23 protein-coding genes are annotated in these 26397 nt (G+C 62.0%); 6 read left to right on the plus strand and 17 right to left on the minus strand.

Annotated features, from left to right (window positions below; translation table 11 throughout):
• Positions 1–57 precede the first annotated feature (57 nt).
• The 5 genes from AC0L2X_RS06825 to AC0L2X_RS06845 form a co-directional block, all read right to left on the minus strand.
• Positions 58–1254 (minus strand): glycoside hydrolase family 172 protein, encoded by a 1197-nt coding sequence (locus tag AC0L2X_RS06825; protein WP_473599466.1) that lies wholly within the window; start codon positions 1252–1254, stop codon positions 58–60.
• A 24-nt stretch (positions 1255–1278) separates the two neighbouring features.
• On the minus strand, positions 1279–2121 hold the full coding sequence (locus AC0L2X_RS06830; RefSeq protein ID WP_352863338.1) for a carbohydrate ABC transporter permease: 843 nt from the start codon (positions 2119–2121) through the stop codon (positions 1279–1281).
• Complete coding sequence (locus AC0L2X_RS06835) at positions 2114–3049, minus strand: carbohydrate ABC transporter permease (protein ID WP_473599467.1); 936 nt, start codon at positions 3047–3049, stop codon at positions 2114–2116. The genes AC0L2X_RS06830 and AC0L2X_RS06835 overlap by 8 nt, the downstream gene beginning before the upstream one ends.
• Before the next feature lie 12 nt (positions 3050–3061).
• Positions 3062–4417: an ABC transporter substrate-binding protein gene (locus AC0L2X_RS06840; protein ID WP_352488836.1), complete on the minus strand. Its 1356-nt coding sequence runs from the start codon at positions 4415–4417 to the stop codon at positions 3062–3064.
• A 69-nt stretch (positions 4418–4486) separates the two neighbouring features.
• Positions 4487–5491, minus strand: a complete 1005-nt coding sequence (locus tag AC0L2X_RS06845) for a LacI family DNA-binding transcriptional regulator (protein ID WP_352564955.1) — start codon at positions 5489–5491, stop codon at positions 4487–4489.
• An 898-nt stretch (positions 5492–6389) separates the two neighbouring features.
• Between AC0L2X_RS06845 and AC0L2X_RS06850 the strand changes: the two genes are divergently transcribed.
• Positions 6390–6866 carry a hypothetical protein gene (locus tag AC0L2X_RS06850; RefSeq protein ID WP_352564953.1) on the plus strand — a complete coding sequence of 159 codons (477 nt, stop codon included), beginning with the start codon at positions 6390–6392 and terminating at the stop codon, positions 6864–6866.
• 39 nt (positions 6867–6905) lie between these two features.
• On the opposite strand, the gene AC0L2X_RS06855 is transcribed toward AC0L2X_RS06850, so the two are convergent.
• The 3 genes from AC0L2X_RS06855 to AC0L2X_RS06865 all read right to left on the minus strand — a co-directional run bounded on the left by AC0L2X_RS06855 (position 6906) and on the right by AC0L2X_RS06865 (position 10685).
• Entirely contained in the window at positions 6906–7580 is a 675-nt protein-coding gene (locus AC0L2X_RS06855) for a response regulator transcription factor (RefSeq protein ID WP_352488833.1), read from the minus strand.
• On the minus strand, positions 7577–9079 hold the full coding sequence (locus AC0L2X_RS06860; RefSeq protein ID WP_473599468.1) for a sensor histidine kinase: 1503 nt from the start codon (positions 9077–9079) through the stop codon (positions 7577–7579). The genes AC0L2X_RS06855 and AC0L2X_RS06860 overlap by 4 nt, the downstream gene beginning before the upstream one ends.
• Positions 9080–9167: 88 nt before the next feature.
• Positions 9168–10685 carry a S10 family peptidase gene (locus tag AC0L2X_RS06865; RefSeq protein WP_473599469.1) on the minus strand — a complete coding sequence of 506 codons (1518 nt, stop codon included), beginning with the start codon at positions 10683–10685 and terminating at the stop codon, positions 9168–9170.
• A 278-nt stretch (positions 10686–10963) separates the two neighbouring features.
• On the opposite strand from AC0L2X_RS06865, the gene AC0L2X_RS06870 reads away from it, so the two are divergent.
• A complete protein-coding gene (locus tag AC0L2X_RS06870) occupies positions 10964–11461 on the plus strand; it encodes a hypothetical protein (RefSeq protein ID WP_473599470.1) in 498 nt (165 codons plus the stop codon).
• Between the two features lie 113 nt (positions 11462–11574).
• Here the strand turns inward: AC0L2X_RS06870 and AC0L2X_RS06875 are convergent, their stop codons facing one another.
• On the minus strand, positions 11575–12909 hold the full coding sequence (locus tag AC0L2X_RS06875) for a four-carbon acid sugar kinase family protein (protein WP_473599471.1): 1335 nt from the start codon (positions 12907–12909) through the stop codon (positions 11575–11577).
• Between the two features lie 4 nt (positions 12910–12913).
• Positions 12914–14176: a 3-oxo-isoapionate-4-phosphate decarboxylase OiaX gene (gene oiaX, locus AC0L2X_RS06880; protein ID WP_473599472.1), complete on the minus strand. Its 1263-nt coding sequence runs from the start codon at positions 14174–14176 to the stop codon at positions 12914–12916.
• A gap of 183 nt (positions 14177–14359) precedes the next feature.
• Here oiaX and AC0L2X_RS06885 point away from each other — a divergent pair, with 183 nt between their 5' ends.
• Both AC0L2X_RS06885 and AC0L2X_RS06890 read left to right on the plus strand, forming a co-directional pair.
• Positions 14360–15073 (plus strand): transcriptional regulator NanR, encoded by a 714-nt coding sequence (locus AC0L2X_RS06885; protein ID WP_473599473.1) that lies wholly within the window; start codon positions 14360–14362, stop codon positions 15071–15073.
• 308 nt (positions 15074–15381) lie between these two features.
• Positions 15382–16350, plus strand: coding sequence for a GlxA family transcriptional regulator (locus tag AC0L2X_RS06890; RefSeq protein ID WP_473599474.1), 969 nt, complete (start codon positions 15382–15384; stop codon positions 16348–16350).
• 77 nt (positions 16351–16427) lie between these two features.
• On the opposite strand, the gene apnL is transcribed toward AC0L2X_RS06890, so the two are convergent.
• From apnL to AC0L2X_RS06925, 7 genes are all read right to left on the minus strand, one after another.
• Positions 16428–18335, minus strand: coding sequence for a D-apionate lactonase (gene apnL / locus AC0L2X_RS06895; RefSeq protein WP_473599475.1), 1908 nt, complete (start codon positions 18333–18335; stop codon positions 16428–16430).
• Positions 18332–19366 carry a Gfo/Idh/MocA family protein gene (locus tag AC0L2X_RS06900; RefSeq protein ID WP_473599476.1) on the minus strand — a complete coding sequence of 345 codons (1035 nt, stop codon included), beginning with the start codon at positions 19364–19366 and terminating at the stop codon, positions 18332–18334. Before AC0L2X_RS06900 ends, apnL begins: the two co-directional genes overlap by 4 nt.
• Position 19367: 1 nt before the next feature.
• On the minus strand, positions 19368–20432 hold the full coding sequence (locus tag AC0L2X_RS06905; protein WP_352488819.1) for an ABC transporter permease: 1065 nt from the start codon (positions 20430–20432) through the stop codon (positions 19368–19370).
• Positions 20429–21973, minus strand: coding sequence for a sugar ABC transporter ATP-binding protein (locus AC0L2X_RS06910; RefSeq protein ID WP_352488818.1), 1545 nt, complete (start codon positions 21971–21973; stop codon positions 20429–20431). The genes AC0L2X_RS06905 and AC0L2X_RS06910 overlap by 4 nt, the downstream gene beginning before the upstream one ends.
• Positions 21970–22623, minus strand: a complete 654-nt coding sequence (locus AC0L2X_RS06915) for a DUF2291 family protein (protein ID WP_352564949.1) — start codon at positions 22621–22623, stop codon at positions 21970–21972. The genes AC0L2X_RS06910 and AC0L2X_RS06915 overlap by 4 nt, the downstream gene beginning before the upstream one ends.
• Positions 22624–22736: 113 nt before the next feature.
• Positions 22737–23678 carry a D-ribose ABC transporter substrate-binding protein gene (locus tag AC0L2X_RS06920; protein WP_352488816.1) on the minus strand — a complete coding sequence of 314 codons (942 nt, stop codon included), beginning with the start codon at positions 23676–23678 and terminating at the stop codon, positions 22737–22739.
• Between the two features lie 263 nt (positions 23679–23941).
• Entirely contained in the window at positions 23942–24769 is an 828-nt protein-coding gene (locus AC0L2X_RS06925) for a phosphogluconate dehydrogenase C-terminal domain-containing protein (protein WP_352488815.1), read from the minus strand.
• Between the two features lie 340 nt (positions 24770–25109).
• Here AC0L2X_RS06925 and AC0L2X_RS06930 point away from each other — a divergent pair, with 340 nt between their 5' ends.
• Together AC0L2X_RS06930 and AC0L2X_RS06935 are read left to right on the plus strand one after the other, a co-directional pair.
• Positions 25110–25784, plus strand: a complete 675-nt coding sequence (locus AC0L2X_RS06930) for a DUF2161 domain-containing phosphodiesterase (protein ID WP_352565162.1) — start codon at positions 25110–25112, stop codon at positions 25782–25784.
• Positions 25785–25948: 164 nt separating this feature from the next.
• Positions 25949–26374: a hypothetical protein gene (locus AC0L2X_RS06935; protein ID WP_352448156.1), complete on the plus strand. Its 426-nt coding sequence runs from the start codon at positions 25949–25951 to the stop codon at positions 26372–26374.
• Positions 26375–26397 lie beyond the last annotated feature (23 nt).

Raw genomic sequence — 26397 nt, forward strand, 5'->3', positions numbered from 1 at the left:
CAGGGTGATGCCCCGACGCAGATAGCGCGGGATGCACGATACAATTAGCATCGCGGCCTAACGCCTCTTCTCGTCGAAGGCGGCATTCCAATTGTGATAAGGCGCGCGATAGGTGGGGATGCGGTCCTCGACATCGGCAAGCGCTTCGAACGGCTTGTGCGGTTCGGCCTGATACCAGAAGGCGACCGACGAGATGTCGTCAGAGCGGCGATTGGCGTGACCGTGCTCGATGGTTACCCGGATGCGTTTGTGGAAGATGACCGGGTCCTCTATGTGCCAGCGATAGAGCGTAACCGGCTCGGTCCAGTTCGGCCCGCCGGCAGCGATGATGCCGTGATAGGGCGCGCTGTAATCCTGTGTCGGGCACCATGCCGTGTTGAAATAATCCTCGGTGCCGGTGCCGTGCAGGGTCGGCGGCCAGGCATCGTTGGCGCCGGGGCTAGTCTCGCCGCGATCGCCGATCGGTTCGGCCTTCGGTCCGATGCGCGGATCGGGCTTGCGCACCGTATCCGGCACGGAAATGCCCGGCTCGCCGTCGACGAAGATCATGTCGTCGCCCTCGCCGTACCAGTCCCAAAGAGCGGAGCGGCGGCGCGAATAGACGGAATAGAGCACGCCGACATAGTGGCCGTGACCTTCCGCCTCGAGGATGGTGTAGTTGCCGTTCCCGTCGGTATTTTCGCCGCCAAACAGGACCTGCTCGTTAGCCAGCCCCGTCTCGTCTATGCCATCAGGTCGCTGCTGCCTGTATTGGGCGTGGAAGCGGCCCAGGCCTTCCTCGAGTTCCTCATGCAGTTCGAGATCGACATAGTAATAGAAAAGCAGGTCGTCCTCGGCCTCGTTGGTGACGGTGAAGCGCATATGGCTGGCAAACGGCATCGGAAAATAGCAGTTGAAGGCCTTGCCATCCTCTGGACTTGCCTGCACCGGCAGGCTGGCAAAATTGCGCGTGCGGGCGTGGCCCATGCCGAAGAAATCGCCGATCGGCGTTTCGATGCTCGGATGTTCCTCGCCATCCCAGTACGCGCGCAGCACGATCTTGCGCAGGAACGCCTCGCTCTCGCAGGCGAGCGTCGCCCAGATATGCGTGACGATGCCGGCACCGTCATGCTCGGCAATCACCACCGTCTGGCCGGGTTCTATGTGCAGCCGGTCGTCATTGCCGCCGGTGCGGTCGTAGCTTGAGAACCGGCGGGTTTTGGCGTCGCGCAATTTGGCGAGCCCGCGAAGCGGCGACAGGCCGGCATTATCCATGTGTTTCTCCTCTTGCTTCAGCGGTTATTTCAGGCCGCTTGTCTTGATGGATTCCATGATCTGGCGCTGGAAGATCACGAAGAGGACCAGCATCGGCACCGCGACGATGGTCGAGGCGGCCATGACGTAATTCCAGGCGGCGGCGTACTGGCTCTTGAAGTTTGCAATGGCTACCTGCACCACCCAGAGGTTGAGGTCCGATGTGATCGTCAGCGGCCACAGGAAAGCGTTCCAGTTGGCGAGGAAGAACAGGATCGCCAGCGCCGACAGGATCGGCCGGCTGAGCGGCAGGATGATGCTCCAATAGATGCGCCAGTAGCCGGCGCCGTCCATGATCGCGGCTTCTTCCAGTTCCCTGGGCAGCGACAGGTAATATTGCCTGAGCAGAAAGATGCCGAATGCGTTGAAGATCGCCGGAATGATCAGCCCGGCATAGCTGTCCAGCATGTGCAGCATCCGCGTCAGGATGAACAGCGGCACGATGATGACCGGAAGCGACACCAGGAAGGTCGAGAACATGGCGAGGAACAGGGTGTCGCGGCCCGGAAAACGCAGCCGTGCGAGCGAATAGCCGGCCATCGAATGGAAGAACAGCGCAGCGACCGTCACCGTCGCCGACACGAAGAACGAATTGAAGAGATAGCGCAGGAACGGCACCTCGGTCAGCACATAGAGGAAATTGCCGAGTGTCGGGCGTTCCGGAATGAGGCTCGGCGTGAAGACGTCGCTCGCCGGTTTGAGCGAGATGACCAGCATCCAGACAAGCGGGAATACCGTCATCAGGCCAAGTGCGGCGGTTGCCAGCATCCAGGCAAGTCTCGCCGCCCGTATCTGCGAACGGCCGGAAGGAGTTCGACCGTCAGTCATGCTCGAAGCGTCCGCCGCGCGTCAGCACGAAGAAGAAGACCGTGACCAGCATCAGCGCCAGCACCAGCAGCGATGCCATCGCCGACGCATAGCCGAAGGCGCCGAACTGGAATGCCTGCTTGTAGATGTAGATGATCAATACCGAGGTCGAATTGACCGGACCGCCCTTGGTCATCACATAGATCAGGTCGAAGACCTGGCCGCCGGCGACAGAAGCGACCAGCGAGACCAGGAGGACGAAGAAGCTGGTCGGCTTGAGCAAGGGCAAGGTAATGTACCAGAAGCTGGTCACCGGCCCGGCGCCGTCGATCTTCGCGGCTTCGTAATACTCCGCCGGGATGTCCTGGAGCCCGCCGAGGAAGATCAGCATGTAGAAGCCCATCAGGAACCAGACGCTGACCAGCACCAGCGTGAACAGCGCCAGGTTTGGGTCGCCGAGCAGCGAGATTCCGCCGAGGCCGACGAGCGGCGCCAGCCGGCTGACGATGCCGACCTTCTCGACCAGCATGAGCTGCCACACGAGCGCCACCACGACGAGGCTGACCATCTGCGGCGCAAAGAACATCGAGCGCATGACCGCGTTGAAGCGGTTGGTCTTCTGCACCAGAAGCGCCAATCCCAGTCCGGCGACGTAGAGCGCCGGCACCAGCATGACGGCATAGGCTACCGTCACCTTCACGGACGACCAGAACAGCGGGTCGCCCCACATGCGCCTGTAATTGCCGAACCCGACGAACCTGTAGCCGCCGAAGCCGTTGACCTCGAAGAACCCGACGGCGAGCGACAGCAGCATTGGCACGCCGACGAACACCAGCAGGCCGAGCGCATCGGGCAGGACGAACAGCCATGCGGCGTAGCGCTCCCTTTGCTTGGCGGTGAGTCCGCGGGCGGAATTCGCGCCCGCGGCTGGCGGTTTCATCTGATCCATGCTGGAAAGTGCCTAAAGGATCGGCGCGCCGGAATAGGAAGCGAGGAACGCGTCTAGTTGCTGACTGGCCGTCGTCGCCGCCTGCTGGGCATCAACCCCGCCAAGCTGTGCCGACTGGATGGCGTCGGAGATGATCTTGTAGGCTTCCGGCGGAACCCGCGGCTCGGCGCGCGTCCCCGGATGGATCTCCTTGGCGAAGGTGCCGAACTTACCCGTGCTGAAGACATCGGCGCCGGCCTTCAGGGCGCTGTTGCGCGGCGGCATGTCGCTCTTTGCGACCGTGCACCAGTTGACGACCCGGTCGATCGAGGCCTGGTCCATCGAGGCCAGCGCCCAGGCGCAGAACTGGGCGGAGGCATCCGGGTTCTTGCCTCCGGCATTGGCGACGAAGGCCCAGCCGCCGCCGACGGTGACGTATTTGCCATTGGCCGGCGTCGGCAATTTGAAGATGCCGTAGGGCACGTCCTTGGCGTTGTTGTCCATCGCCGAAATGCCCCAGATGCCGCAGTTCTGCATGGCGCACAGCCCCGCCCCGAGATTGGCGACGATGTCGAACCCGCCGCCGACCACCTGACGCGGCGCCACGCCGGTATTGGTGGCGTCCTGCCAGAGTTTCAGCGCCTGGACGGTGGCCGGCGAATCGAAGGCGCTCTTGCCGTCCTTGCCCTGGAATTCGCCGCCGCCCTGCCACAGGAACGGATACCAGGTGAAGTTCTGGTAATAGCCGGGAGTCGTTTCGAACAGCACGCCGTAGCGGCTGGGCGTCGTCAGCTTTTTGGCGACCGCCAACAGCTCGTCCCAGGTCTTCGGCACGTCGTTCTCGTTGAGCTTTGCATCCTCGAACGCTTTGACGGAATAGTAGAAGGCCATCGGCTCGACTTCCATCGGCACACCGTAGATCTTGCCGTCCACCATGCGGTTGGCGATGACGCTTTCCGGGAAATCGGCTTTGGCGGCATCCTCGATATGCGGCGTCAGGTCGGCAAGCACGCCGCCATTGTAATAACGCAGGAAATCGCCGGGGCTGATGAGGAAGATGTCAGGGCCCTCGCCCGACGCGAAGGCCGTAGCCAGCTTGGAACCGGAGATGTATTCGCTGTTGACGACATATTCGAGCTCGACCTTCTGGTCGTGCCCGTCGTTCCAGTCGGCCACCAACTTTTCGAACCACCGGACCTGCGGCTTCACGTCTCCGCCAGGCGCATAGAACTGCCAGAATTTCAGCGGCGCTTCCTGAGCGCGCACGGCCATCCTGTTGATGAACGGGAAGCCTGTGAGGCCGGCGGCAGCGAAAGTGGCGCCGCCCTGGATCAGCCGACGGCGGTTCAGGCTGGCCGATGGCCGGTCGCGGGTCGTTTTGTCAGTCATCAATTCCTCCCTTGGGTGTTGTTCGAACGTTGGCGAAGGGACCTCCGTTCCCTTTGCCGGCATCTGGCGTCACGCGCTGTCGAATGGGCTCAGCGCGCATGGGATCACTTCGGTGCGCGGCGCGCCCTCGACTTTGCCACCCAGCCGTTCGAGCAGCATTTCCGTGGCGCGCTTGGCAAGCATTGTCGGACTGTTGCCGACACGGGTCAGCTTCGGCCTGACATATTCCAGTTGAGGCAGGTCATCGAAGACTGCGATGGCGATATCCTGAGGGATATTGGTCCCATGGTCGTAGAATTCGGTCAGCGCACCGGAGGCCATCAGATAGTTGGCGAAGAACATCGCCGACGGCAGGTTTCCGCCGTGCTTCTCCTTGAGCCAGGTGACCGCTTCCCGCCCTGACGGGGCAAGATAGCTTCCCTCGAACCGCAGATCGGCGGAGATTGGCACGCCATTGTCGGCGAGCCCTTTTTCGAAGCCGGCGGCACGCGCCATCGCCTCCTTGAAAAAGGATGGCCCGGTGACATGGGCGACGCGGCGATGGCCCCTCTTCGCCAGATACTCGCCCATCAGATAGCCGCCGCCGAAATCGTCCAGCTGGACGCTGTCGACAGCATGGTTCGGCAGATGGCCGATGAAGACGGCGGGCAGATCGAGGCTGAGCAGTTCGCTGTGCATGCCGTGCAGCGCGAAGTCGGCAACGATGACGCCGTCGACCCGCTTGCGCCCGATCTGGCGCAAATATTCGCGGCCGTGGTCCTGTGAATGTCCGCCCGGCACGTCGGTGTTGAAGATCAGCATGTCGAGGCCGACCAGTTCGAGCCTCGACTGCGCCGTTTTCACCAGCTCCGGATAGAACGGGTTGCGGATGTCCGGGATCAGCATCGCGATGATGTTGGTGCGGCCGGTGCGCAGACTTTGCGCCTGCGGGTTCGGCGTGTAGCCGAGTTCGTCGATCGCCGCTTGTACGCGTTCACGCAGCGATTTCGACACCCGGTCGGCATGGTTGATGACATGCGACACGGTCGTGCGCGACACGCCCGCTCGCGTAGCAACTTTGGAAATCGTGCTCATGGTTTGATAGGTTATGAGCATGTGAATGCATTTGCAAATCGATTTTTACCGATGTCTCGCAAATTAGGCCGTCAGGCGGATTGCACGAATGCCAAAAGAAAAAGGCCGGACTGTTAGGCCCGGCCAGGTGTGAAGGTCTATAACCTCCAGAGGGGAACGCGCCGGACGCAATGGGAGGAGACATCCGACGCAATTCGCATATGGGTCTGTATTGGTGGCGTTTCAACGATGCGGCAGTAGACCAACGGCGTTGCTGCCATAGAGCCAGAAACGCAAAGCATTCGAAGGGGGCGGTGGATCGCAACTGCCAGTTGGACACAAAGGTCGCCGAATGCAGGGCGGCTCCTGGCATAGGGACTTCAGTCTGTAGGCCTATCGACCAAGGACCCGCACAGCCAAACTTTGGTCCGAGGCTGCTATCGCAAAAGCCCGAAATGCGAGAGTTTCAGGAACTGAGTTCCGAGGAGCCCCGTTGCGATGCCGACTGTTGCAGGAGGCCGCCATGGACCCGAGCATTCACCAGGCACGTTGGCTGCTTTTTCCGTTATTTGGCCTGTGTTTCGGGGTCGCGGCCATTGGATTTATTGTTGGCTGACGGTGGAAGTCGGCGCTACCGCGGAGAGACGCTACCAAGGGAAGGCAAAAGACTTGCGCAGTAAATAGTCCCTTCCTGCGCTAGCGAGACCCACCAGTTACCATCGTGGGACTGGTGGGTCTTGACCTTACCGGATACAAACCATTGTTTTAAGCATCAAACGAACTCGAACAGGAGGCAGCACTACAGGTCCGTATGATTAAAGGGATTTCCGACATGCGACTGGCAAGTTCATTGATGACGACCCGGAGACGAAGGACCGGATCTTCACGAGGACGTCGTGTCGGCATTTCTGTAGTCGTCTTGACCTTCGTTCTCGTCGTGAACCCCTATCGCGTCGTATTCGATGGACCGTCGCAGCCGCTCGGCCCGCAGGCTGCCTGGGCCAAAGACGGCGGAAACGGCAACGGCAATGGCGGGAACGGGGGCGGGAACGGGAACGGGAATGGGAACGGCAATTCGGGCAATTCGGGTGGAAACTCCGGCAATTCGAACTCGAACGCCGGTGCCGGCAAGGGCAAAGCAAAGTCGCAGGACGACAATCTCCCTGATCCCGCCCCTGCGGTAAACCCGGACAGCAGGCCAAGACTCTTTATCAATGCAACCACGGGAGACCGGGTCGAGGTAAGTGGGCCGAGCATTGGCGTGGTGCATTCGAACGGCCTCAGCGAGCGCATTGATAGCGGCCAATATGAAATGCGGGATGCCAAGGGTCGCACCATCATTCGGCGCCTGGCGACGCGTTCCGATCGGGACAGATTGCTTGAAATGATCAACTGAGGCTCAGCACACATCGCCGCGCCGTGCGGCAATTTCGGCTCAAGCATGATCGCGAACAGTCGGATGCTGGCGCTCAGTCGCATCACGCAAGGTCATCGCGGCTTCGGTCCTGTTGCTTACGTTGAGCTTGGCCAGGATTCGCGTCATGTGGTGCTTTATCGTTTTCTCATGCAGGTTCAGCCGAAGCCCGATCCGTTTGTTGCTCAGTCCCGCGGCAACCAGCGTCAGGATCTCCCTTTCGCGGCTGGTGAGTTCGGCAAGTCCGTCAGCTTTCGCCGGCTCTTTTGATTGAGCCGACAGATCGGCCAACAGACGCGCCGACAATTGTGGACAGACATATCGTTCGCCCGACGCTACCGTGCGCAGGATCGCAGCCAACGTCCTCGACCCGACCCCCTTCAGTACATAGCCCCTTGCCCCGCTCTGCAACGCGGTCATCACGTGCTGGTTTTCTTCCGAAACGGTCAGCATCACAATTTTCAGTGCCGGATGCCGCTCAAGGGCCGGTCCGATCACGCCAAGGCCACCTCCAGGAACCGAGATGTCCATCAGCAGAATGTCCGGCCGCTGGTCTTCGATTATCCGCAGGGCATCGTCTCTGCTGCTTCCTTCACCGACGATCTCGAACCCGCCGATCTGATCGAGCGTGCGCACAACGCCTTCCCTGAACAGCGGGTGGTCGTCGACGATGGCGAGCTTGATGGCTACTGTCATGTCTGCCCCATTTCAACGATGTTAAGGGCCATTCTTACGACTGTGCCACTCTGTGAGGAAGTCACGGTAAACTGGCCCCCGAGGCTTTCCACCCGCTCGCGCAGCCCAACGAGTCCCAGTCTCTCGGGACGCACGATTCGCGGGTCAAAACCCGCGCCGGCGTCGGCCACTTCGATACAAACGCGCTCGCCGTCGAAATGTTTCTCGACCGACTGACCTTCACCTCCGGCATGACGGAATCCATTGTTCAGCGCCTCCTGGACGAAGCGGAAGATGCAGATCTTGGCGGCCGGCGACAACGGCGTATGGCCGCCGGTCATCGACAATCTCACTTTGACGCCGGTTCGTTCTTCGTGCGCCTGTACGGCAAGCTGGAGAATTTCACCCAGTTCGGCATGCTCGATATGCGGCAGGACAAGGCCCTTGCTGATGCTCCTGATCTCGCGCATGGCATCGTCCAGATGTGCTTTGATGGCCAGCAATTCCTGTGCACGCTTCGATTGCGGCGTAGCGGGATCGGCAATGACGGGGCTGTCGATCCCCAGCGCCGCGAGAGCGACCAGTTGCGCGGGGCCATCGTGCAAGTCCGCACCGATGCGCCTGAGATAGCGTTCGTTAAGTGCGGTGGCACGCTGCGAGGCACGCTGCACCCGCAGCCTCAACAGTCTGTTTTGCGCAAGCAGATCGGAAAGCTCGGCAATGCGCTGCTTCAACGAGCGGCTCTGTGAGCTGATCGTGCGGCTGCCACGGAACACGATTGCCGACAGCCCGAGAAAGAAGGCCGCTGTGACGGCGGCAACGTCCAGCCAGGTTCGAATGAGTGCCTGATGCAGGTTTCTTTCAAAATCAGTGGCGACCTCGTAGAATTCGGAAACGGCCACCACTTCCCCCGACCATGGCTGCAGCACCGGATTGTAGATCTCGAGGAGATGCAAGCCGCTGGCTCTTTCGGCCTCGCTGTCCGGATCGTCGAGCTTGTCGAACTCCGAAACCATTTGGCCTGCGAATGCCGCCCGGAGATTGTCGCCTGGTTCAAAGCGCTTGCCGATCAATGTCTTGTCGGTCGAATACAGGATGGTTCCGTCGCGACGCCAGAGCTTGAAGGATTCGAGCCTTGTGCCGAGTGCCCCCTGTCCCAGCGTTTCATCGAGCGCATGGGCGACGCTCTCGTCGAGGACTTCGCTCTTGCGCATATCCGGAAGCAGCGGCGCGATAACGCTATCCACGTAAAGAGCCGTAGCGGAAGCCGAATTCTGCGTGACCACGGTTTCTATATGGTTCGTGACGGAAATCCCCACCACCACCATCGCCGACAGGGAGAATAGACCGCCCGCGAGCAGGAACTGCGTAGCCAGCGACAGCGCATTCCAGCGGTCGACGAGGCTTGTCAGCCTGTGTGGCCTGGTATTCCGAATAGCCCGCTCGGCAGCACGCCGCACCAGTGGCGCGATTCTGGAGAGCCGGCTAATCCGCTGTCGAACGTCGCTGAAAGACGCCATCCTAGCTGTGTAACCGATCAATCGCGATGGAACTAGGGCCTGATGAGAGGGCGAACAGCGCATCCGGCGCTTTTTTGCGCAAACCGCCTCATTGCGTCGTTCGGTAAAGCTCGGACGCAGCCTGCTTCAGTGCCGCCCGTCCATCCGGCCTCAGATACATCATGTGCCCGCCCTCCAGCACCTCGGTGCGAATGGGCTTTGCGCCGGCAAGCGAAGGAATTTGACCAAGCAGGTAGCGCGAGCCCATGTACGGTGTCACCAGGTCGCTGTAGCCGTTGACGATCAGCACGCCGAGGCTGGGGTTCAGCACGCGCGCCTGCTGAAGGTCGTCCATGACACCCGCATAGCCCTGACGGGTCGGGCTCGTTCCATAGTCCCAATTGCCGCTGACTTCGTGGTTGAGAAGCCGATAGCTGATATCCGTGCGGAAGTTCAATTCATCACGCACATAGCCGACGAAAGCGGAGGTGAGCGCCGGCACGCTTCGATCGAGCACCGGATCGGGACCCTCGACTCCCAGGCTCTCTGGCGCCACGTCCGCTGTCGCGATATTGCCGTCATAGGCGCTCAGAACATTGCCCTTTGCCCGTGCAAACTCCTTGGCGAACAGCCCTATGGGAATGCGTGCAAAGTGCCGCTGGACGAGATCGAGCGGCAGACCGGTGATTGCGGCGACACGCTGGCTCGCCAGGCGTCCACCCTGCTCCAGCCCACCGGCCAGCGCGGCCAGATAATCGCCGAGCGCATAGCGTTCGACTTCCGCCAGCCGCTCCTGCAGGGCCGGGCCGGAAACGCCTTCGCTGTGCAGGCGCACTGCCGCCAGCGACGGCAGTTCCAGCGCCCAGTGGAGCGGCTGGAACTCGTCCGGGCGCACCAGCGTGAATTCGAGCGCCGGCGAGATCAGCACGACGCCACTCGGGCTGATGCCGATGTCTTCCTGAAGCTTCCTGGCGAGCAATGCTGCTCGAAAGCCGCCATAGCTTTCGCCAGCAAGGAAGACGGGCGATGCCGTACGGTTGGTCTGCGCCAGATAGAGCCGGATAAACGCGCCTATCGACGCGGCGTCCTGGCTGACGCCCCAGAAGCTGTGTGCTTCCGTGCCGGGCGCTTCACGGCTGTAGCCGGTTCCGACAGGGTCCACAAAGACCAAGTCGGTCATGTCGAGCCAGGTGTCGGGGTTATCGAACAGCCTCTGCGGCGGCGGCAGGAAACTTCCATCGGCCGCCGTCGCCAGGACCCGCGGACCGAGCGCGCCGAGATGAAGATAGGCGGAAGCTGCTCCCGGACCGCCATTGAACACGAAGGTGATCGGGCGGCGCGGATCCGGTCCCGTTTCTTTCCCGGAATGCAGTGCATAGGCGACATAGAAAATCTCGGCGGTGATATCGCCTTTGCCGGACGGTAATGACAGCGTGCCGGCCTTGGCCTCGTAATCGAGCGTGCGTCCGGCAATGACGATCGAATGATCGGAAATCTGCGGCGGTGGCAGGAGCGAGAGAACCCCGCCTGTGGGGGGCGGCCGCTGGGCCGTCTCCGCGTGACCGAACCCAACTCCGGCAACCAACAGCAGAAGAGCGAGGGCGATTTCTTGCAGCTTGATAGGCATGACGTCTCCGGAGCAATGGCTGGAAACTAGCACACCGTCGGCCGAACCAAAGTCACAGCACCGTGCGCCAGTACATCTGATAAGAAGGGGTCGGGTTTGGAAATCCGATGCCCAGGCGGAAGATAGGGCGCGACGGTCACGGCGGCAGCCTCAACCTCTTGCAGCAGATGCGGCGGCGGAATGGCGGACCAAACGACTTCGTGAATTTTCTGCCGGTTGACTCGATTGGCCCACTTCCTAGGTTGGCATTCGGGGCTCCCGCGCAATCCGAAGTTGGTATGACATCTTTCCACACCCGAAAGCTTGCCCTTCTCCTTCTATCGGCAAGCGCCGCCATCCTGTCATCCTGCGTCATGCCTGACGACACGTCGAGCACTGCAAAGGAGGACGCCACGGCGGCGGCAGCCCGCAGGGAGATGGTCGGCCTTAGCGAGGCGGACGTTCGAATGTGCGCCGGCTTTCCGACCGCCACTGTCGATGTCGGCAAATCCGGCCAGATCTGGACCTATCAGCGCGTCGTCCAACGCGGCAATCTCAACATTGCCGTTCCGACGGTGGCCATTGGCCCCGTCCCGGCGCTCGGAGGTTCCGTCAATGTCGCCCCCGGCGGCTATTGCAACACACAAATTCGAATGGTTGACGGCCGTGTTGCCGAGGTTGCCTACGCCGGCGACAACAACCTGCCGAACAACCGCGATGCGCTCTGTGTCAGCACGGTAGACGCCTGTGTCGCCTATGCCCGTCGGTATCGTCCAAGCAGGGCAATGGGCAGATAGCGGGATGAGTGGCATCGCCGCCGACCTGAACGCCTGAAGTTTCTGGTTTGCCGGCTAATTATTACCTTAGATCTCGATTGAGCATCACCGATTTGACCCGATATTCCCCGCTCTCAACCGCCGACGCCATCGCGAATAGCGGAGAAATAGCGGTCGGTTCCGACCTGCCCGCCCTTGAGGGCAATTTCCAGCCCATCGATCGCCCTTACGCGCGAGTGCGCTACACAAAGCGGCGAGCCCGGCGACGCCGGCAGCGGCATTCGCACCGTCAGCGCGTCGACGCCCATCTGGCCAAGTGCATGGCTCGACGTGTCGCCGCCGGCGATGACCACGCGCAGTAGCTTCTCTTGAAGCGTCAGTTCGCGGAGAAGCTCGCCAAGGCCGCGGCCGAGCTTATGGCGGGCGCCTTCCCGGAGATCGATTTCTGCACCGCGGTCGGCCGCAGGTCCGAGCGCGGTGTAGAGGATCACACTCCGCCCTGCCCGTAGGCTGGAGCGGCCGGTTGCCACCGCACGCGCAATAGCGTCGTTCGAAGCCTCGGAAACCAGTTCGACCGGGTCGAGCTCGATCCCGTCGAAGCCGTCGGCCAGAGCATGCCGGATCTGTCGTTCCGTCGTCGGCGAGCAGCTCCCCGAGACCACGGCGATCCTGTCGGCAGCGCCCGGCGGCGAAAAGGCAGGTTTGGCATCCACGATCCGATTCGATGCCCATTCGACCAGCAAGGCATATTCAATGCCGGAAGAGCCGACGACGAAATAACCGCCCGGCTTGCGAGCGCGCCAAATCTCCTTGCCGGCAAGCGCCTGGGCTTCCAGGCTGTCGACATCGACAAGCACGATACCTGTGCCATTCTCCACAAGCCGGTCGAATGCTTCCGACCGCGACGCAGACTGCAGCGTTGCCAGGTCGACCAGGCCCGAGCTGAGGTCTGTCTGGCGCGACAGATGGATCAGCAGGTCGGATTCGTCCATCGGCGTTATCGGATGGCGGCTCATCACCGGATGGCGGTCTATGCGGAAATATTTTTCGAGATAGGCCGCGAACAGATGACCGAAGGCGGTGTAGCGCTTCAGCTGCGGTGCGCCGACCACCAGCGGCACGCTGTCTTGCCGGAAAACCGAGCGGCCGATCTCGATCGCCCGGCCGATGCTGCCGATCGCCGGGCTGGAATCGAAGGTCGAGCAGACCTTGTAGTGGCAGATCTCGGCGTCGACGGTCTTCAGCCAGGCGAAGGCATCTCGCAGATGCGTGTCCATCCACAGCGGTGTCTCACTGCGGCTGGTGCCGGCAAGCCCGAGGGCGCGGCAATGCGCGAATTGTGAAAGCAGCGCCTCGTCCGGCCGACGCATGAACAGCACGGTCGGCACGCCGCCGAGCTCGAGCGCCTCCATTACGTCGGTGGAGCCGGTCAGGTCGTCGCCATAGTAACTCAGAAGCAGATTTTGCATGGCGTCAGGCCGCCTCGCCGCCGCCGAACTTCTCGATCGACCGCGCCAGCTCGACATGGCCCAAGGCATAATCCGCCAACGGAATGTCTTGGACCGCTGCTTGCCAGGCTTGCTGCACGGCGCGGACGCCGGCACCCGGCCCGTCCGGATGGCTGACGATGCCACCGCCGCAGAGATAGAGAAGATCGACCGTCCGGCCGGTTCGCTGGAAGGTTTCAGGCGCCTGCCCGCCCCACTGGCCGGAGCCGGCGACCGGCAATGCGCAATCGGCCGGCGAAAAGATCGGCGTGGTCACCGCCTTGAAGGATTCGACGAAAGACCAGTCGGGTTCCCAGTATTTCGAGGCGATGCCGTTGATCTGGAACTGGTCGACGCCGAGCAGCCGCCAGAACTGCTGCCAGACCTTGAAATCCATGCCGAGGCCGGGATGGCGGGTGAGAATGTCCCAGCCATTGCGGTGGGCATGGAGCACCAGGCTGGAGCGCTTTCGGAGGTAAGCCATGCCACCAAAGCCGATCGAATTGATGTTGACCACGGCGCAATTGCCGCCGGCCTTTGCCACCAGATCGTGGTTTCGCATCATCTCGTCGGGATCGGCATGTGAAATGCCGAAGGCATACATGACCTTCTTGCCGGTCTTCTGCTCGTGATCGAGGATCAGCGGCATGATTGCCCTCACCCGCTCCGACAGCGGTGAATAGGCGGGGCTCATCAGCTTCTCGTCGTCCTTGATGAAATCGACGCCGGCGGCAATCAGCTCTTGCACCATCGCGGCCGTCTCGTGCGGACGGAGCCCCAGCGCCGGCTTGACGATGGTCCCGATGATCGGACGATCCGCGACACCGGTCAGTCTGCGGCTGCCCGTGACGCCGAATTGCGGGCCCGGATGCGCGCCCCGGTATTCCTCGGGTAGCTTCATGTCGACAACCCGGATGCCGGACAGATCCTTTATCGAAAAGGTGCCGCCGATGGCGATGGTCATCAGCGCCGACAGGTCGGTGCCGATGGCGTCCAGCGGAAAGGCGATGTCGACGTCGGCGCGCTTGACCGGGCCATTGTTTGCTTCGGGGCCGGGTTCCGGAAGAGACGGCCGATCCGCATCCGGCAGATGCCGTATCGCCAGGACGCGCGCCGCGACCCTGGCCTTGAGCTCTTCGGTCTCGCCGGCCAGCGCGACGAAGGTTCCGGTCGACTGGTCGCTTGCGATCTTGGCCGCCAGCGCCTCGATATTGCCCGGCGTTTCGATGCGATAGGTGAGAATAATCATATTCGCGCGGCCTGCCGGGGTGGTTCGAAAAAGGTTCCTTGGCCCTCGAAATCTGGTATAATGAGTACATAAGCATTGCAAGCCCTATCCGGCTTGGCAGGTAAGGGCGAGCCGGCTACAGGCGTTCCGGAATTCACAGCGGAAATGCTAGATAGGGGCCGGTCAACGGAGTGATTCGCGACGATGAACCGTTCGGAGCCGATCGTCCGGCGCAAGCTTTCCGACGAAGTATTCTTGAGACTGAAGCGCCTGATCACCAGCGGCGAATTGCTGCCGGGTGATGACATGCCATCGGAGCGCGAATTGATGGAGCGCTTCGAGGTCGGCAGGCCGGCGATCCGCGAGGCGATGCAGGCGTTGAGCAATATGGGCCTGGTCGCGATCTCGCATGGTGAGCGTGCCAAGGTGCTGCAGCTGACCGCCAAGTCGATCATCAAGCAGGTCGATGGCGCAGCCAAGATCATCCTGTCGTCATCGAAGGACACGCTCGAGCACCTCAAGAACGCGCGCATCTTCTTCGAACGCGGCATGGTCAGGGAAGCCGCGGAGAAGGCAACTGCCGAGGACCTGCAGCGGTTGCGGGCAACGGTCGCAGAACAGCGCAGCCATCGTGGCAACTCGGAAGCCTTCATTTCCGCCGACATGAAATTCCACACCCAGATCGCGGCAATTTCCGGAAACCCGATCTATGTCGCCGTCAGCGAGGCAATGCTTGGCTGGCTAAAGGAATACCACACTGAAATGCTGATCTGGACCGGCAAGGAAAAGTTCACGTTGACCGAGCACGAAGAGATCATCGGACGCATCGAAGCCAAGGATACGGATGGCGCCGAGAAGGCGATGATCAAGCATCTCGAACGCTCGCGCGCGCTTTACGTGATGAACTCCGGCAACTGAACTGGAGTAGAGGCCGGACCGGCGTACCGGCCAGGACCTGTCATCAGGTTTCTGACTGACCACAGCCTGAGCCCGGATCAGCGCAGCTTTATGTTGCCGTCCGAATTCGTTGTATTTGCCGCACCCGCGCCATTTTCATTCAGCGATTTCAGCATTTGCATTTTCCCAGCCATGGATTTCCGCGGGCCGTTTCGTCGGTAGCCCGCACGCGGCCATCCTGGAGGTGCCGCGCCTGTTCGGAATTGGCTATTTTGACAAAGACTATGCTAGACGTGCCACTCGACGAGAACGCCTCCGGGAGAACCGCAATGGCTGACAGAAGCCTCCACGTCGTGATCTGGCTGCCGTCGAATTTCTATTCGGCCGTCGTCTCGACGCTCGTGGAAATGTTTCAGCTTGTGAATGACGTCTGCCGTTCACAGGTTCTCTCCTGTGAGTTCGTTTCAAGGGGCGCGCCGTCGACGTCAAGCACCGGAATTTCCTTCCCGACAAAGGCTCAACCATCCCGGAAAATGGATGTCCTGATTCTCATTGCGATGCCGGGTGTCGAGATCTCGGAGCTTCTGCGCTCACTGGACGACGAGAGTGAGCATTCAAAACCGCTGATCGCGCTCGCGCAGCAGCAGGACGCAATCATCGCAGCACATTGCGGCGCGTGTTATCTGCTCGCCAATTCGGGACTATTGGACGGTAAACGCGCGACGATATCCTGGTGGCTGAAAGCCGAGGCAAGCCGCCGGTTTCCGCAAGTGCGATGGGACGCGTCCCGCCTGCTCATTCGCCAGGACCGCCTTTACACATGCGGAGGCGGGTTTTCCGGACTCGAACTCGCCAGGGCTTTACTCATCGATCTGGGCTTCTCGAAGGAGGAGCGGATCATTCGAAAACTTCTGGTTCTTCCTCCACCGCGCACATTCCAGAGTCCCTATGAATTTCCTCTCGACGAAATTTTGAACGAGGCCAGCCCATTCGAGAACAAGCTGCGCGAGCTCTCGAAAGACAAGATGGCGGAAATCGATCTGAAATTTCTCGCAACCGAATTGGGCATGTCTTCGCGAACCCTGTCTCGCCGATTTTTCGACGAACTCCAGACAACGCCGGGAAAATGGATCCAGGAAAGGCGGCTGGAGTTGGCAAAATCCATGCTTGAGGAAACGAAACTGAGTGTTTCAGAAATTTGCTATCGGGTGGGATATCAGGACGTCGCCTCGTTCAGCCGTCTTTTTTCCAAGACAACTGGAATGGCACCAGGCGAGTTTCGAAAGCAAATCCGGTGACAAGTCGGCATCGGAAGTGCTGCGGCTACGGGCAACCGCTGCCGAGGTGCGGCTATGCATGAACCCCGGCAATGAGTTCAGCCGATCCGGACGATTGCGTAGGGCGTCATCACAAGACGGTCTCGGTCCGACACGTTTCGCTGGATCTGGCGTGACGTTCGTCCATCCCAGATCTTTAGAGGACCCTGATCTGAGCCGAGCCCGGAAACGTCGACCGGAAAATCGTCTGGGGTAAGGTTCGCCAGCCAGACGATGATCTTGCCCGTCTGGGAGCGGCCGGCCAGTGCCAGCACCCGCGTCTCATCAGTCGTTGTCGCCGCCACATGCGCATGGCCGGCCAGCTCGCAAAGTCCTTTCACCGCGTGGAAAATCGGCCGGGGTGCACCTTCTTCGACAGGCTCGCCCGACGAGGCCAGTACGCCGAATGGTCCGGTGAAGTTGCAGAGCGTGAGCATTTCGAGCCCGGCCGGTGCAACGCGCGCGGCATAGCCGATCGTCCATGCGGCCCCGAATAGCCCGGCGTGGCGAGGGTCGCGGTCGGCCATGGCGATGCGCTGATTGTCGGGATTGGCCTTGGTCGCGCCGCCATAAGGGTTCTGGCGCATGGCAATGGTCGACGGCCCGATCCGATAGGGTATTGTTCCGAAGATCGTCCTAACTGACGCCGTGATGAAAGGCAGTGCTTCCAGCGATTGCATGACGCTGAGATCGTCGGCGGCATGCACGATCGGGCAAGTGCAATGCGTGACGAAATCGAGCGGGTCAGCGGGGACGCGCTTGCGGTTCAACTCAGTGAAATAGCTGAACATGCCGCCGCCGAGGCGGATATCGGGGAAGGCGCGGCGGGCGGCAGAGTAGACGTCTTCGAGCGGCGGGCATTGCGGCCACGCGCTGCCCGGTGGCGTCGACTGCCGGTCGACCGAGGGCGAGACGGCAATGGCCGAAAGCTTGAGCCCGGCCTGGCGCACCCTGTCGGCGACGCCTGAAAGCTCGGCGTCGAGATCGCCGTCGCCGGCAATGACACATTCGAGGGTTGTCCGGACCGGATAGGCGGCGGCGAGCCGGGCATAGGACCGCAAGGCGGCGAGCCCGTGGCCGCGCGTCGGGTCATAGTGGAACATCAACTGCTGCGGGCCAAGCTCGGACAGCACCGACAGCTTGCCCAGCGCCGCCTCGACCTCATCAGGGTAGATGATAACGCCGATATCCGGCAGCACCGGTCCAGCTTGGCCGAGCCTGACACGAATCGGTTCGGCGCTTGCCACGGCGGCCGGCACTTTCCCGCGACCCTCTACCCGCAAGCTGACGGTTTGGCGGAAGGTCTCGCCGGCCGGCAGCACGTATGGCCATGGCAGCGCGAGCGGCCGGACATAGGTCTTGTAGGAGGCATCCGACCAGTTGCGCTGGTCCTCCATCTCGAAGGTATCGCCTTCCATCCGGCATTCAGCGGTGACGCCGGGCCGGACCTCGTGGGTGATCGCCCGCAGATCCTTGAACGGCTGCCAGGGATCGATCAGCTGTGGAAGCCTGGTCGCGACCACGCTGCCATCGGTATGCTCGACCGTGACCGGGCTGCCGGCCAGGCCGGCGATCGGATGCAGGATGCAGAAACCGCAGCGATTGGTCTCGAAATCGTCGTCGGGAAGAGCGCTCACGTCGAAGACCAGTCGGCCATCGGCGGCGCCCTTGATGGTCGCACGGAAGTCGAGCCGGCTTCCCTCTGGCCCGAAACAACCTGCCGAATAGCTGACGAAGAAAGCGTCATCGCCCTGGTCGATTTCCAAATCGGTGAGCGTCGGCTCGTAGGTGCCCCAGTCGCGATCCCTGACGATGTAGGCGATGGCACGCAGGACTTCGGTGTCGCCGTGCCGGATGGTGCGCAGATTGCCGTTGACGAAGTCCGCCGTCAGCGCGCCGGCGCGCAGCCTGACCGGTTCGGCTTCAACAGCACGTGTGCCATAGAGGAGGAAGGCGTCGGCTGTCATTTCAGCAAGGTGTCGAGTTGCACCGGCTCCCGGCTTGCGGCGCCGGCGTACGCTGCCTCGACCAGCGCCAATGTCTTGAGGTTGTCCGCGCCCGAGGTCGCGGGCTCGGTTCCGTTGGTCAGGCAATCGACCCAGTGCTTTTGAATGGCGACGACGCTTTCCTGGATGTTATGCCACGGCCGCGATGCCCAGGCCAGCAGCGGTGGCGAGACGTCGCTCACGACTGTCCCGCTCCGGCCGGTGACAGTGAGGCGGTAGCCCTGCGCCAGCCGGATCGTGCCGTCGCTGCCGTCGATCTCGATCAGCGTCTCGGGGAACGGCTCGGTAGCGAGCTTGCTGGCGTAGCTGCAGTCGACCACGGAAGTGGCGCCGCTCGTATGGTCCATCAGCATCGTCGCAACGTCCTCGCCGGCAATGCCAGGGTTGATGCGCGCCGTTCGCGCGGTGACCGTCGAGACGTCGCCCAGCAGGAAGCGGGCAATGTCGAGGCTGTGGATGCCGAGATCCTCGATGATGAAGCGCTTGCCCGTCGCCAGATAAGGCTGGCCGGAGAACACGTCATAGGCAGATCGGAACGAGATCCGGCCGAAGAAGGGAGCGCCGATTTCGCCGCTGTCCAGCACGGTACGCACTGCCTGGATCGGCGACTGCCAGCGAAAATTCTCATGCACCATCAGCGGCACGCCGGCGTCGGCGCAGGCCTTTACCATCGCCTGGGCGTCGGCAAGCGTCGGTGCAAACGGTTTTTGGCAGATTGCCGGAACGCCGTGCTGCGCCGCCATCTCGACGAGCATTCTGTGGCTTGGTGCGGTGGTGGCGATGTCGACGAAATCCAGCCTTTCGCCGGCAAACAGCGCTGACGCGTCCGTATAGCGCCGCGCAATCCCAAACTGGTCGCCGACGATCCGCAGCCGCTCCGGATCGCGGTCGCAGATGGCGGCGATCGAGGCACCCTCGACGTCACGCCAGGCATGCATCTGGTTGACGGCAAAGAAGCCGCAGCCGATCAGCGCTCCACGCAGCTCCGCCATATCAGCCGGCCTTTGCCATCTGCATCAGCGTCACCCGGCTCTGCAATCGGCGCTGTGCCTGGTCGACGACGACGGCGACGATGATGACGAGGCCCTTGATCACCATCTGCCAGAACGAGCTCACCCCCATCATCACCAGCCCGTCCGAAAGGATGCCGATGACGAAGGCGCCGACAATGGTACCGCCGATCGTACCACGTCCGCCCGACATCGAGGTGCCGCCAAGCACTGCCGCGGCAATGGCATTCAACTCGAAGCTCTCTCCAGTCGCGGGATGCGAGGCCATCAGTTCGGACGAGATGATCAGCCCGACGATCGCCGCGCAGAAGCCGGAGAACATGTAGACGAACATCTTCACCATGTTGACGCGGACGCCTGAAATCCGTGCCGCCCGCTCATTGCCGCCCACGGCGAAGATGTGGCGGCCGAGCGGGGTATATTTGGCGAGATAGGCCGCCCCTAGCGCAACGACGAGCAAAATCCACAGCGCGACCGGCAGGCCGAGCAACCGGCCGGCGCCGAGGAAGCCGAACCCGGTGGTACCAAGCTCCGGCTTGCCGACGAGATTGGGGAAGGTACGGCCGTCCGACGACAGCAGCGCCAGGCCGCGCGCGACATAGAGCACGCCGAGCGTGGCGATGAACGGCGCAACGTTAAGCCTGGTGATCAGCAAGCCGTTGACGGCGCCGATCAATATGCCGACGGCAAGCGTGATCAGTGCGATCTCGAAGACGTTGAAATAGATGGTGTAGCCGACCTGCAGGTCGATGCCGTTGAGCACGAGATAGCCGGCCACCATGCCGCACAGGCCGACGATCGAGCCGACCGACAGGTCGATGCCGCCGGTGATGATGACGAAGGTCATGCCCATTGCAAGGAATGCGTTCAGCGCCACGTGCTTCGACATCAGGATAAGATTGGCGGCCGATAGGAAATTGGGGGCAGCTATCGAGAAGAATAACAGCACGGCGATCAGCGCGATGAACGTCCTCGCCTTCATCAGCATCAGCAGGACCGAGCCGCTCGACTTCGAGGTGACCGCCGCCTTGGCTGGGATGTCAGTCATGCGCCTTGCTCTCCGTGCGAGACCGGTCCGTGGCCGAGGGCCGAGGCAGCGACGAGCGCGGCCTCCGTCGCCTCTGCGCGATCGAACATGCCGGTCAATTTTCCATTGCTCATCACTGCGATGCGGTCGGACAACGCCATCACCTCATCGAGATCGGAGGTGGCAAACAGGATCCCCAGGCCGTCGCGCGACAGCTTGCGCATGGTCCGGAACACGTCGGCCTTGGCGCCGACGTCGATGCCGCGGCTGGGCTCGTCCATCAGCAGCACCTTCGGTCCGGTGAGCAGCGCCTTGCCGATCACCACCTTCTGCTGGTTGCCGCCCGACAGCGACGAGACTTCCTGCGCCGGATCGGCGACCTTGATCGCCAGTTCGCGCACCGTCCGGGTCACCGCCTGTCTTTCGGCGGCACCACGAATGTGGAACAGGCGCACGAAACGTGACAGGCTGGCCAGCGTCAGATTGCTGGCGACGGAGAGGATCGACACCAGCCCTTCGCGCTGGCGGTCTTCGGGGATCAGCGCCAGGCCGCGCCGGATGCGCCGCGTCGTGTCGCGCTCGTGCACTTTTTTGCCGGCAATGAATATCGTGCCGGTCGAATGGCCGTGGCGGCCCATGATGCAATCGAACAGCTCGCTGCGTCCGGCGCCCATCAGGCCATAGATGCCGAGGATTTCGCCGGCGCGCAGCGATAGCGAGACGTGATCGACCGCAAGCCCGCCGGTGACGCGCGGCAGGCAAATGTCCTCGGCGCGGAATATTTCCTCGCCCGGCACATGACCGTCGGCCTTGGCGAAGTCCTTGGCGTCCGAGCCGATCATCTGCCGCACGATCCACTGGGTGTCGACGTCTTTCATCTCCGCCTGGCCGGTGATGCGCCCATCGCGCAGCACGGTGATGGTGTCGCCGATGCGGATCAGTTCCTCGAGCCGGTGCGAGATGTAGACGATTGCCACGCCACGCGCCTTGAGGTCGGCAATCACCTTGAACAGGATCTCGACTTCCGCCGCGCTGAGCGCCGAGGTCGGCTCGTCCATGATGAGGATGCGCGCATCGAGCGAAACCGCCTTGGCGATCTCGACCAGCTGCTGCTGGCCGATGCGCAGATCCTCGACCAGCATATCGGGCCGGATGCCGGCTTCCAGGCGTTCAAGGAACTCCGCCGCGCGGCGCTCCTGCTCCTTGCGGTCGATCTTGCGGAAACGATTGGTGATCTCGCGGGTGGCGAAAATGTTTTCGGCGACCGTCAAATTGCCGAACAGGTTCAGCTCCTGGAACACCATGCCGATGCCGCGGCTTACAGCATCACCCGATGACGAGAAGGAAACCTCCTCGCCGTCCAGCAGGATGCGCCCGAGCGTCGGTTGCTCGACACCGGCGATGATCTTCATCAGCGTCGATTTGCCGGCTCCGTTTTCGCCGACCAGCACGTTGACCGCGCCTTTGCGCACCTCGAAATTCGCCCGCTTGACCGCGACGGTGCCGGAATAGACCTTCGAGACATCCTCCAGCTTCAGGATGACATCTTGATCGCCGCTCATGGCTTCGGCCCGATCTCTGCCTCCGCCGGCGTCACCAGCGGAAGGTCCTGGCCAGTGCCCGGCGTATAGGCGCCAAGTACCTCGACGCTGCGGCCCTGGAGTGTCTCGCGCGGCAGCTTGGAAAGCACGGTCTTGTCGGCGTAGGCGTTGAAAGCCTTGCCGAACTGGGCGAAGTCGATCTGGTTGGTGAAATCGTTGAACTGGATGAAGTCGAGGCTGTCGCGCAGCGCGGTTCCGCGCATGGCGGGTCCGATCTGCACCCGCGCATCCGCCTTGCCGTCGCCGTCGGCATCGATGTCCATCGTCGCCGCGCGTGACTGTGTATTGGCTGCAACGACCTTGCCCATGAGCCGAACCGCGAAGGTCCATGGCGAATTCGCCTGCTTCTTCGGATTGCCGTATTTGGCGCCGGCGGCGGCGGGGTCGGCCTTGGCCAAGGCATGCACCTCGGCAAACGGCCCGGCCTTCTGCTGCAGATAGGGTACCACTTTCGCCGCCCAGATGTCCTCGACCATCTTGTCGGGATTGAACGCGGAGCCAGTGCCGCCGTTTTCTGCTGACGGTGTCGGCAGGATCTTGCAGGCGGTCAGGCTGACTATAGCTGCAAGGAGCGACGCGACAAGGATCGGCCGGGTCAGCGTGTTGAACATGTCGGCTCGTTCGGCATGGCGGTCAGGAGCACCCAGAGAAATGGAAGCAAGGGCGAAATGGAAGCAAGGGACGAACCGGAGGCTCGTCCCTTGCTGCTTGATGTTACGCCGGCTCAGTTGGTGAGCGCGAACGTCTCCAGCTTGGCGGCATTGTCGCCATTGACCAGGACGCAGTCCATCAGCTGTTTTTCTTCGGCGGGAGTCTTTTTGTTCTTGATGAAGTCGTTGGCCTGCTCGACAGCCATCTGCGCCTGCGCGAAGGCCGGCTGCAGGACTGTCGCCTTGATGCCGCCGGAGGTGATCGAGTCGCGCACGTCGTTCGAGCCGTCGAAGCCGACGACGATGACGTCCTTGCGGCCGGCAGCGGCAAGTGCCGCATAGGCGCCCATCGCCATCGTGTCGTTGCCGGAGATCACGCCCTTGATATCGGGATTGGCCTGGAGGATGGATTCCATCTTTGAATAGGCCTCGGTCTGGCTCCAGTTGGCCGACTGCTGCGCCACCATCTTCAGGTCCGGATAGTCGTCGATGACGTCGTGGTAACCCTTGGAGCGGATGCCGGCATTGGTGTCGGATTCCTTGCCGACGAGCTCGACGAAATTACCCTTTTCGCCCATCAGCTTGACGAATTCCTGCGCGCCGAGCTGGGCGCCCTGATAATTGTTGGAGACGATCTGCGCGACGGCAACGCCGGTGGCATTGATCTCGCGATCGATCAGGAAGGAAGGAACGCCTGCGTCCTTGGCCTTCTGCACCGCGGCGACGGTGGCGTCGGCGCCGGCATTGTCGAGGATGATCGCCTTGGCGCCGCGGCCGATCGCGGTGTCGATCAATTCCGACTGCTTGTTGGCGTCGTCGTCATGGACGAGCACCAACGCCTCGTAGCCGAGTTCCTTGGCCTTGGCCTCCGCGCCGACAGCTTCCGCCTTGAAGAACGGATTGTCATGCGAGGGCGTGATGATGGCGATCAAATCCGCCGCATAGGCGGGTGCGGCGGTGCCAAGCGCCAGCATGCCGGCAAAAGCTGCAAGCGTCATTCTGCGTGTCAGTTTCATGTATTCCTCCCGTTGAAAATCCGTGCCTTGTCGCAAGGCTATATGCATTCGATTTCGTTAGCGGGCGTAGGCGGCGGGTCGCGTCAGATTCACAAGCCTTGGCCGGCTTCACCCCGACGGACCGCTTCCCCTATCCTCCACTCATCCAGCTCCTGAGCCTGCTGCGAAGCTTGACGATCCGATCCATCGAACAGCTAAGCCAACTGGTATAATGAGTCAATGACAATTTCAGGTGACATGTTCCGGTGAACGCGTCGCTGCCCTCAAGTGATGCGCTGAATGCTCGCGGCAATCTCCTCCGGCTCGAACACCCGCTTCCAGTCGTCGCGCATCAGCACCGGCTTGCCGAACTCTATCGCCTTGTTGCAGGCGTCGGAGAACACACCTTTGGTTTCGCCGAAGATGACGGCGCCAAGCACGTTCATATGGCCTAGCAGGAAATCGAGCGCCGCCTGCTTGTCGACCCCGCGCGCCACCACCTCGTCGACCGCCTCTTTCATGACGACGAGCAGCGAGGCGCATACCGTTTCCGAAAGGCCGGGCTCGAGCAGCGCCATCTGATCGACAGTGACGCGATGGGAGCGCATGACCGGAGCCCAGATGATCTTGGCGATCGCCTCACCCTTGGCGAAATCTTCCTCCGGTCCCTGCATCAAGGCGCTGACCATGTGCTGCTTGGCCTTGACGCCGCCGAAATAATCCTTCTTGGCCGCCATGTCGGTCTCGTCGTTGAAGATCGGCGGATGGCACGGGTGGGTGACGAAATAGGTCAGGTCCGGCCGCTCCGGCAAATGCCCGGCGAAAGGTGCCGCGGCGTCGAGCACGACGACCATCGTGCCTGATGCAAGCTTGCTCTCGACACTCGCCGCGACCTTGCCGATGTGCGTGTCCGGCACCGCCAGGATCACCACATCGGCGCCATCAAGCGCCTCATCGGCGCTGACGGCATCGATGCCGAGGCCCGACTTCAGCCGCTCGCGGCCGGCGTCGCTGACCTCGACATGGCGTATTGTATAGGGAGATCCGCGAAAATTGGTCGACAGACGGTAACCCATTTTGCCGCCCGCACCAAACAGCGCAATCGTTGTCATGTGTCCGTTACTCCTGAATTCCAACGACGGCCCTGCCGATCGTCATCCCATTGACTTGTATGCACATTACCGCCGGTTGGCGGATTAGAAAACGCAGGGGAGCCGCCGCTCGAATGACGATGCCATGGACGATGTCTCGGGCGCCCGGATGTCCAGCACAGCGCAGCTACGCGGAGCATGCTACCTCAGGTACACATTATACCAGCATACCAAATTGGCAAGCGGCCATGGCACGGCTCTGACCACTTCTTGGCCGTCGTTTACCTCCTGTTCAACGGCAAGGAGCGATCATCGCGCTGAACTGCCGACCGGCGGGATGATTCGCAGCCGACAAAGGCCCATGCTCGAAACTTCACTCTACAGCCCGGTCAAGGCCTTCCTGGAAGGCCTTGGATTTATGGTCAAGGGCGAGATCGGCGGCTGCGATCTGCTGGCGCTGAGTGCCGACTCTCCACCGATCGTCGTCATCTGCGAGCTGAAGCTGACGTTCAACCTTGAGCTGGTCCTCCAAGGGGTCGACCGTATGGCGGCGAGCGACGAGGTCTGGCTCGCGGCATGCATGTCGGCGCGTGGCAAGGGCCGTGAGAGCGATGTGAGATACCGCAATCTCTGCCGTCGCCTCGGCTTCGGCCTGCTTGGCGTGCGACCGAACGGCGAGGTTCAGGTGCTGCTCAGCCCGACGGCATTGGCTCCGCGTCGCGATCCCCGGCGTCGCTCGAAGCTAATTGACGAACATCGGCGTCGGCAGGGCGATCCTGTCGCCGGCGGCGGCTCGCGTGCGCCGATCATGACCGCCTATCGCCAGCAGGCACTGGCATGCGCCGCAGCCCTCGCGGATGGCCCGAAACGGCCGCGTGACTTGAAGCCCAACCTGCCGAACGCGCCCAAGATCCTGCTGCACAATGTGTATCGCTGGTTCGCACGCACCGATCGCGGGATCTACGAACTGACCGCTCAGGGCCGTGAGGCGTTGCAGCGCTGGCCGCAGCCCGATCGCGGCCACACCGCTGCCTGAGACAGCCAACGCCGGATTTCGCGCCCTGCTTTCCGCGACAATCACGGCTTTCGGCCAGACGGCACTCAGTACAAGACAGCACCTCAGTCACGGAACCATATTTCGACACGATGGTTTTGTCGTCACCGAATTGATCGTCCGCTGAGCAAACGGAAGGAACGGCCATGCGCCTATCGACGACAATTGCCACACTTTCGGCACTGGCCCTTGCCTCGCCGGTCTATGCGCAATCCGTGGGACCAGAGCTTGCCCCTGTCCCGCCGACGGCGCCGCAAACCCTGCCAGAGCAAGCCACGCCCGAAGGGACCACACCCGACCAGGCTACACCTGACCAAGCCTTCTCCGCCCAGAATTTCACCGCAGTGACAATCGTGGCGATGGAGGATCTGCCTCCTGACATCAAGGCACAGGCGGAGGCCGTCGTCACCCAGACCAGCGCCGAGGATTTGCGCATCCTGCAAAGTTCGATCGACGCATCGCCGCAGGCGGCATCGGCACTGGCGGCGAACGGGCTTAATTCCACGCAGGTCGTGGCGGCCAATATCGACGGCGACGGCACGCTCACGCTGATCATCCAGACGACGACGTGAGCGGCTGAAAGCGGACAAGCCGG

This window comes from Mesorhizobium sp. WSM4828, from assembly GCF_055811175.1.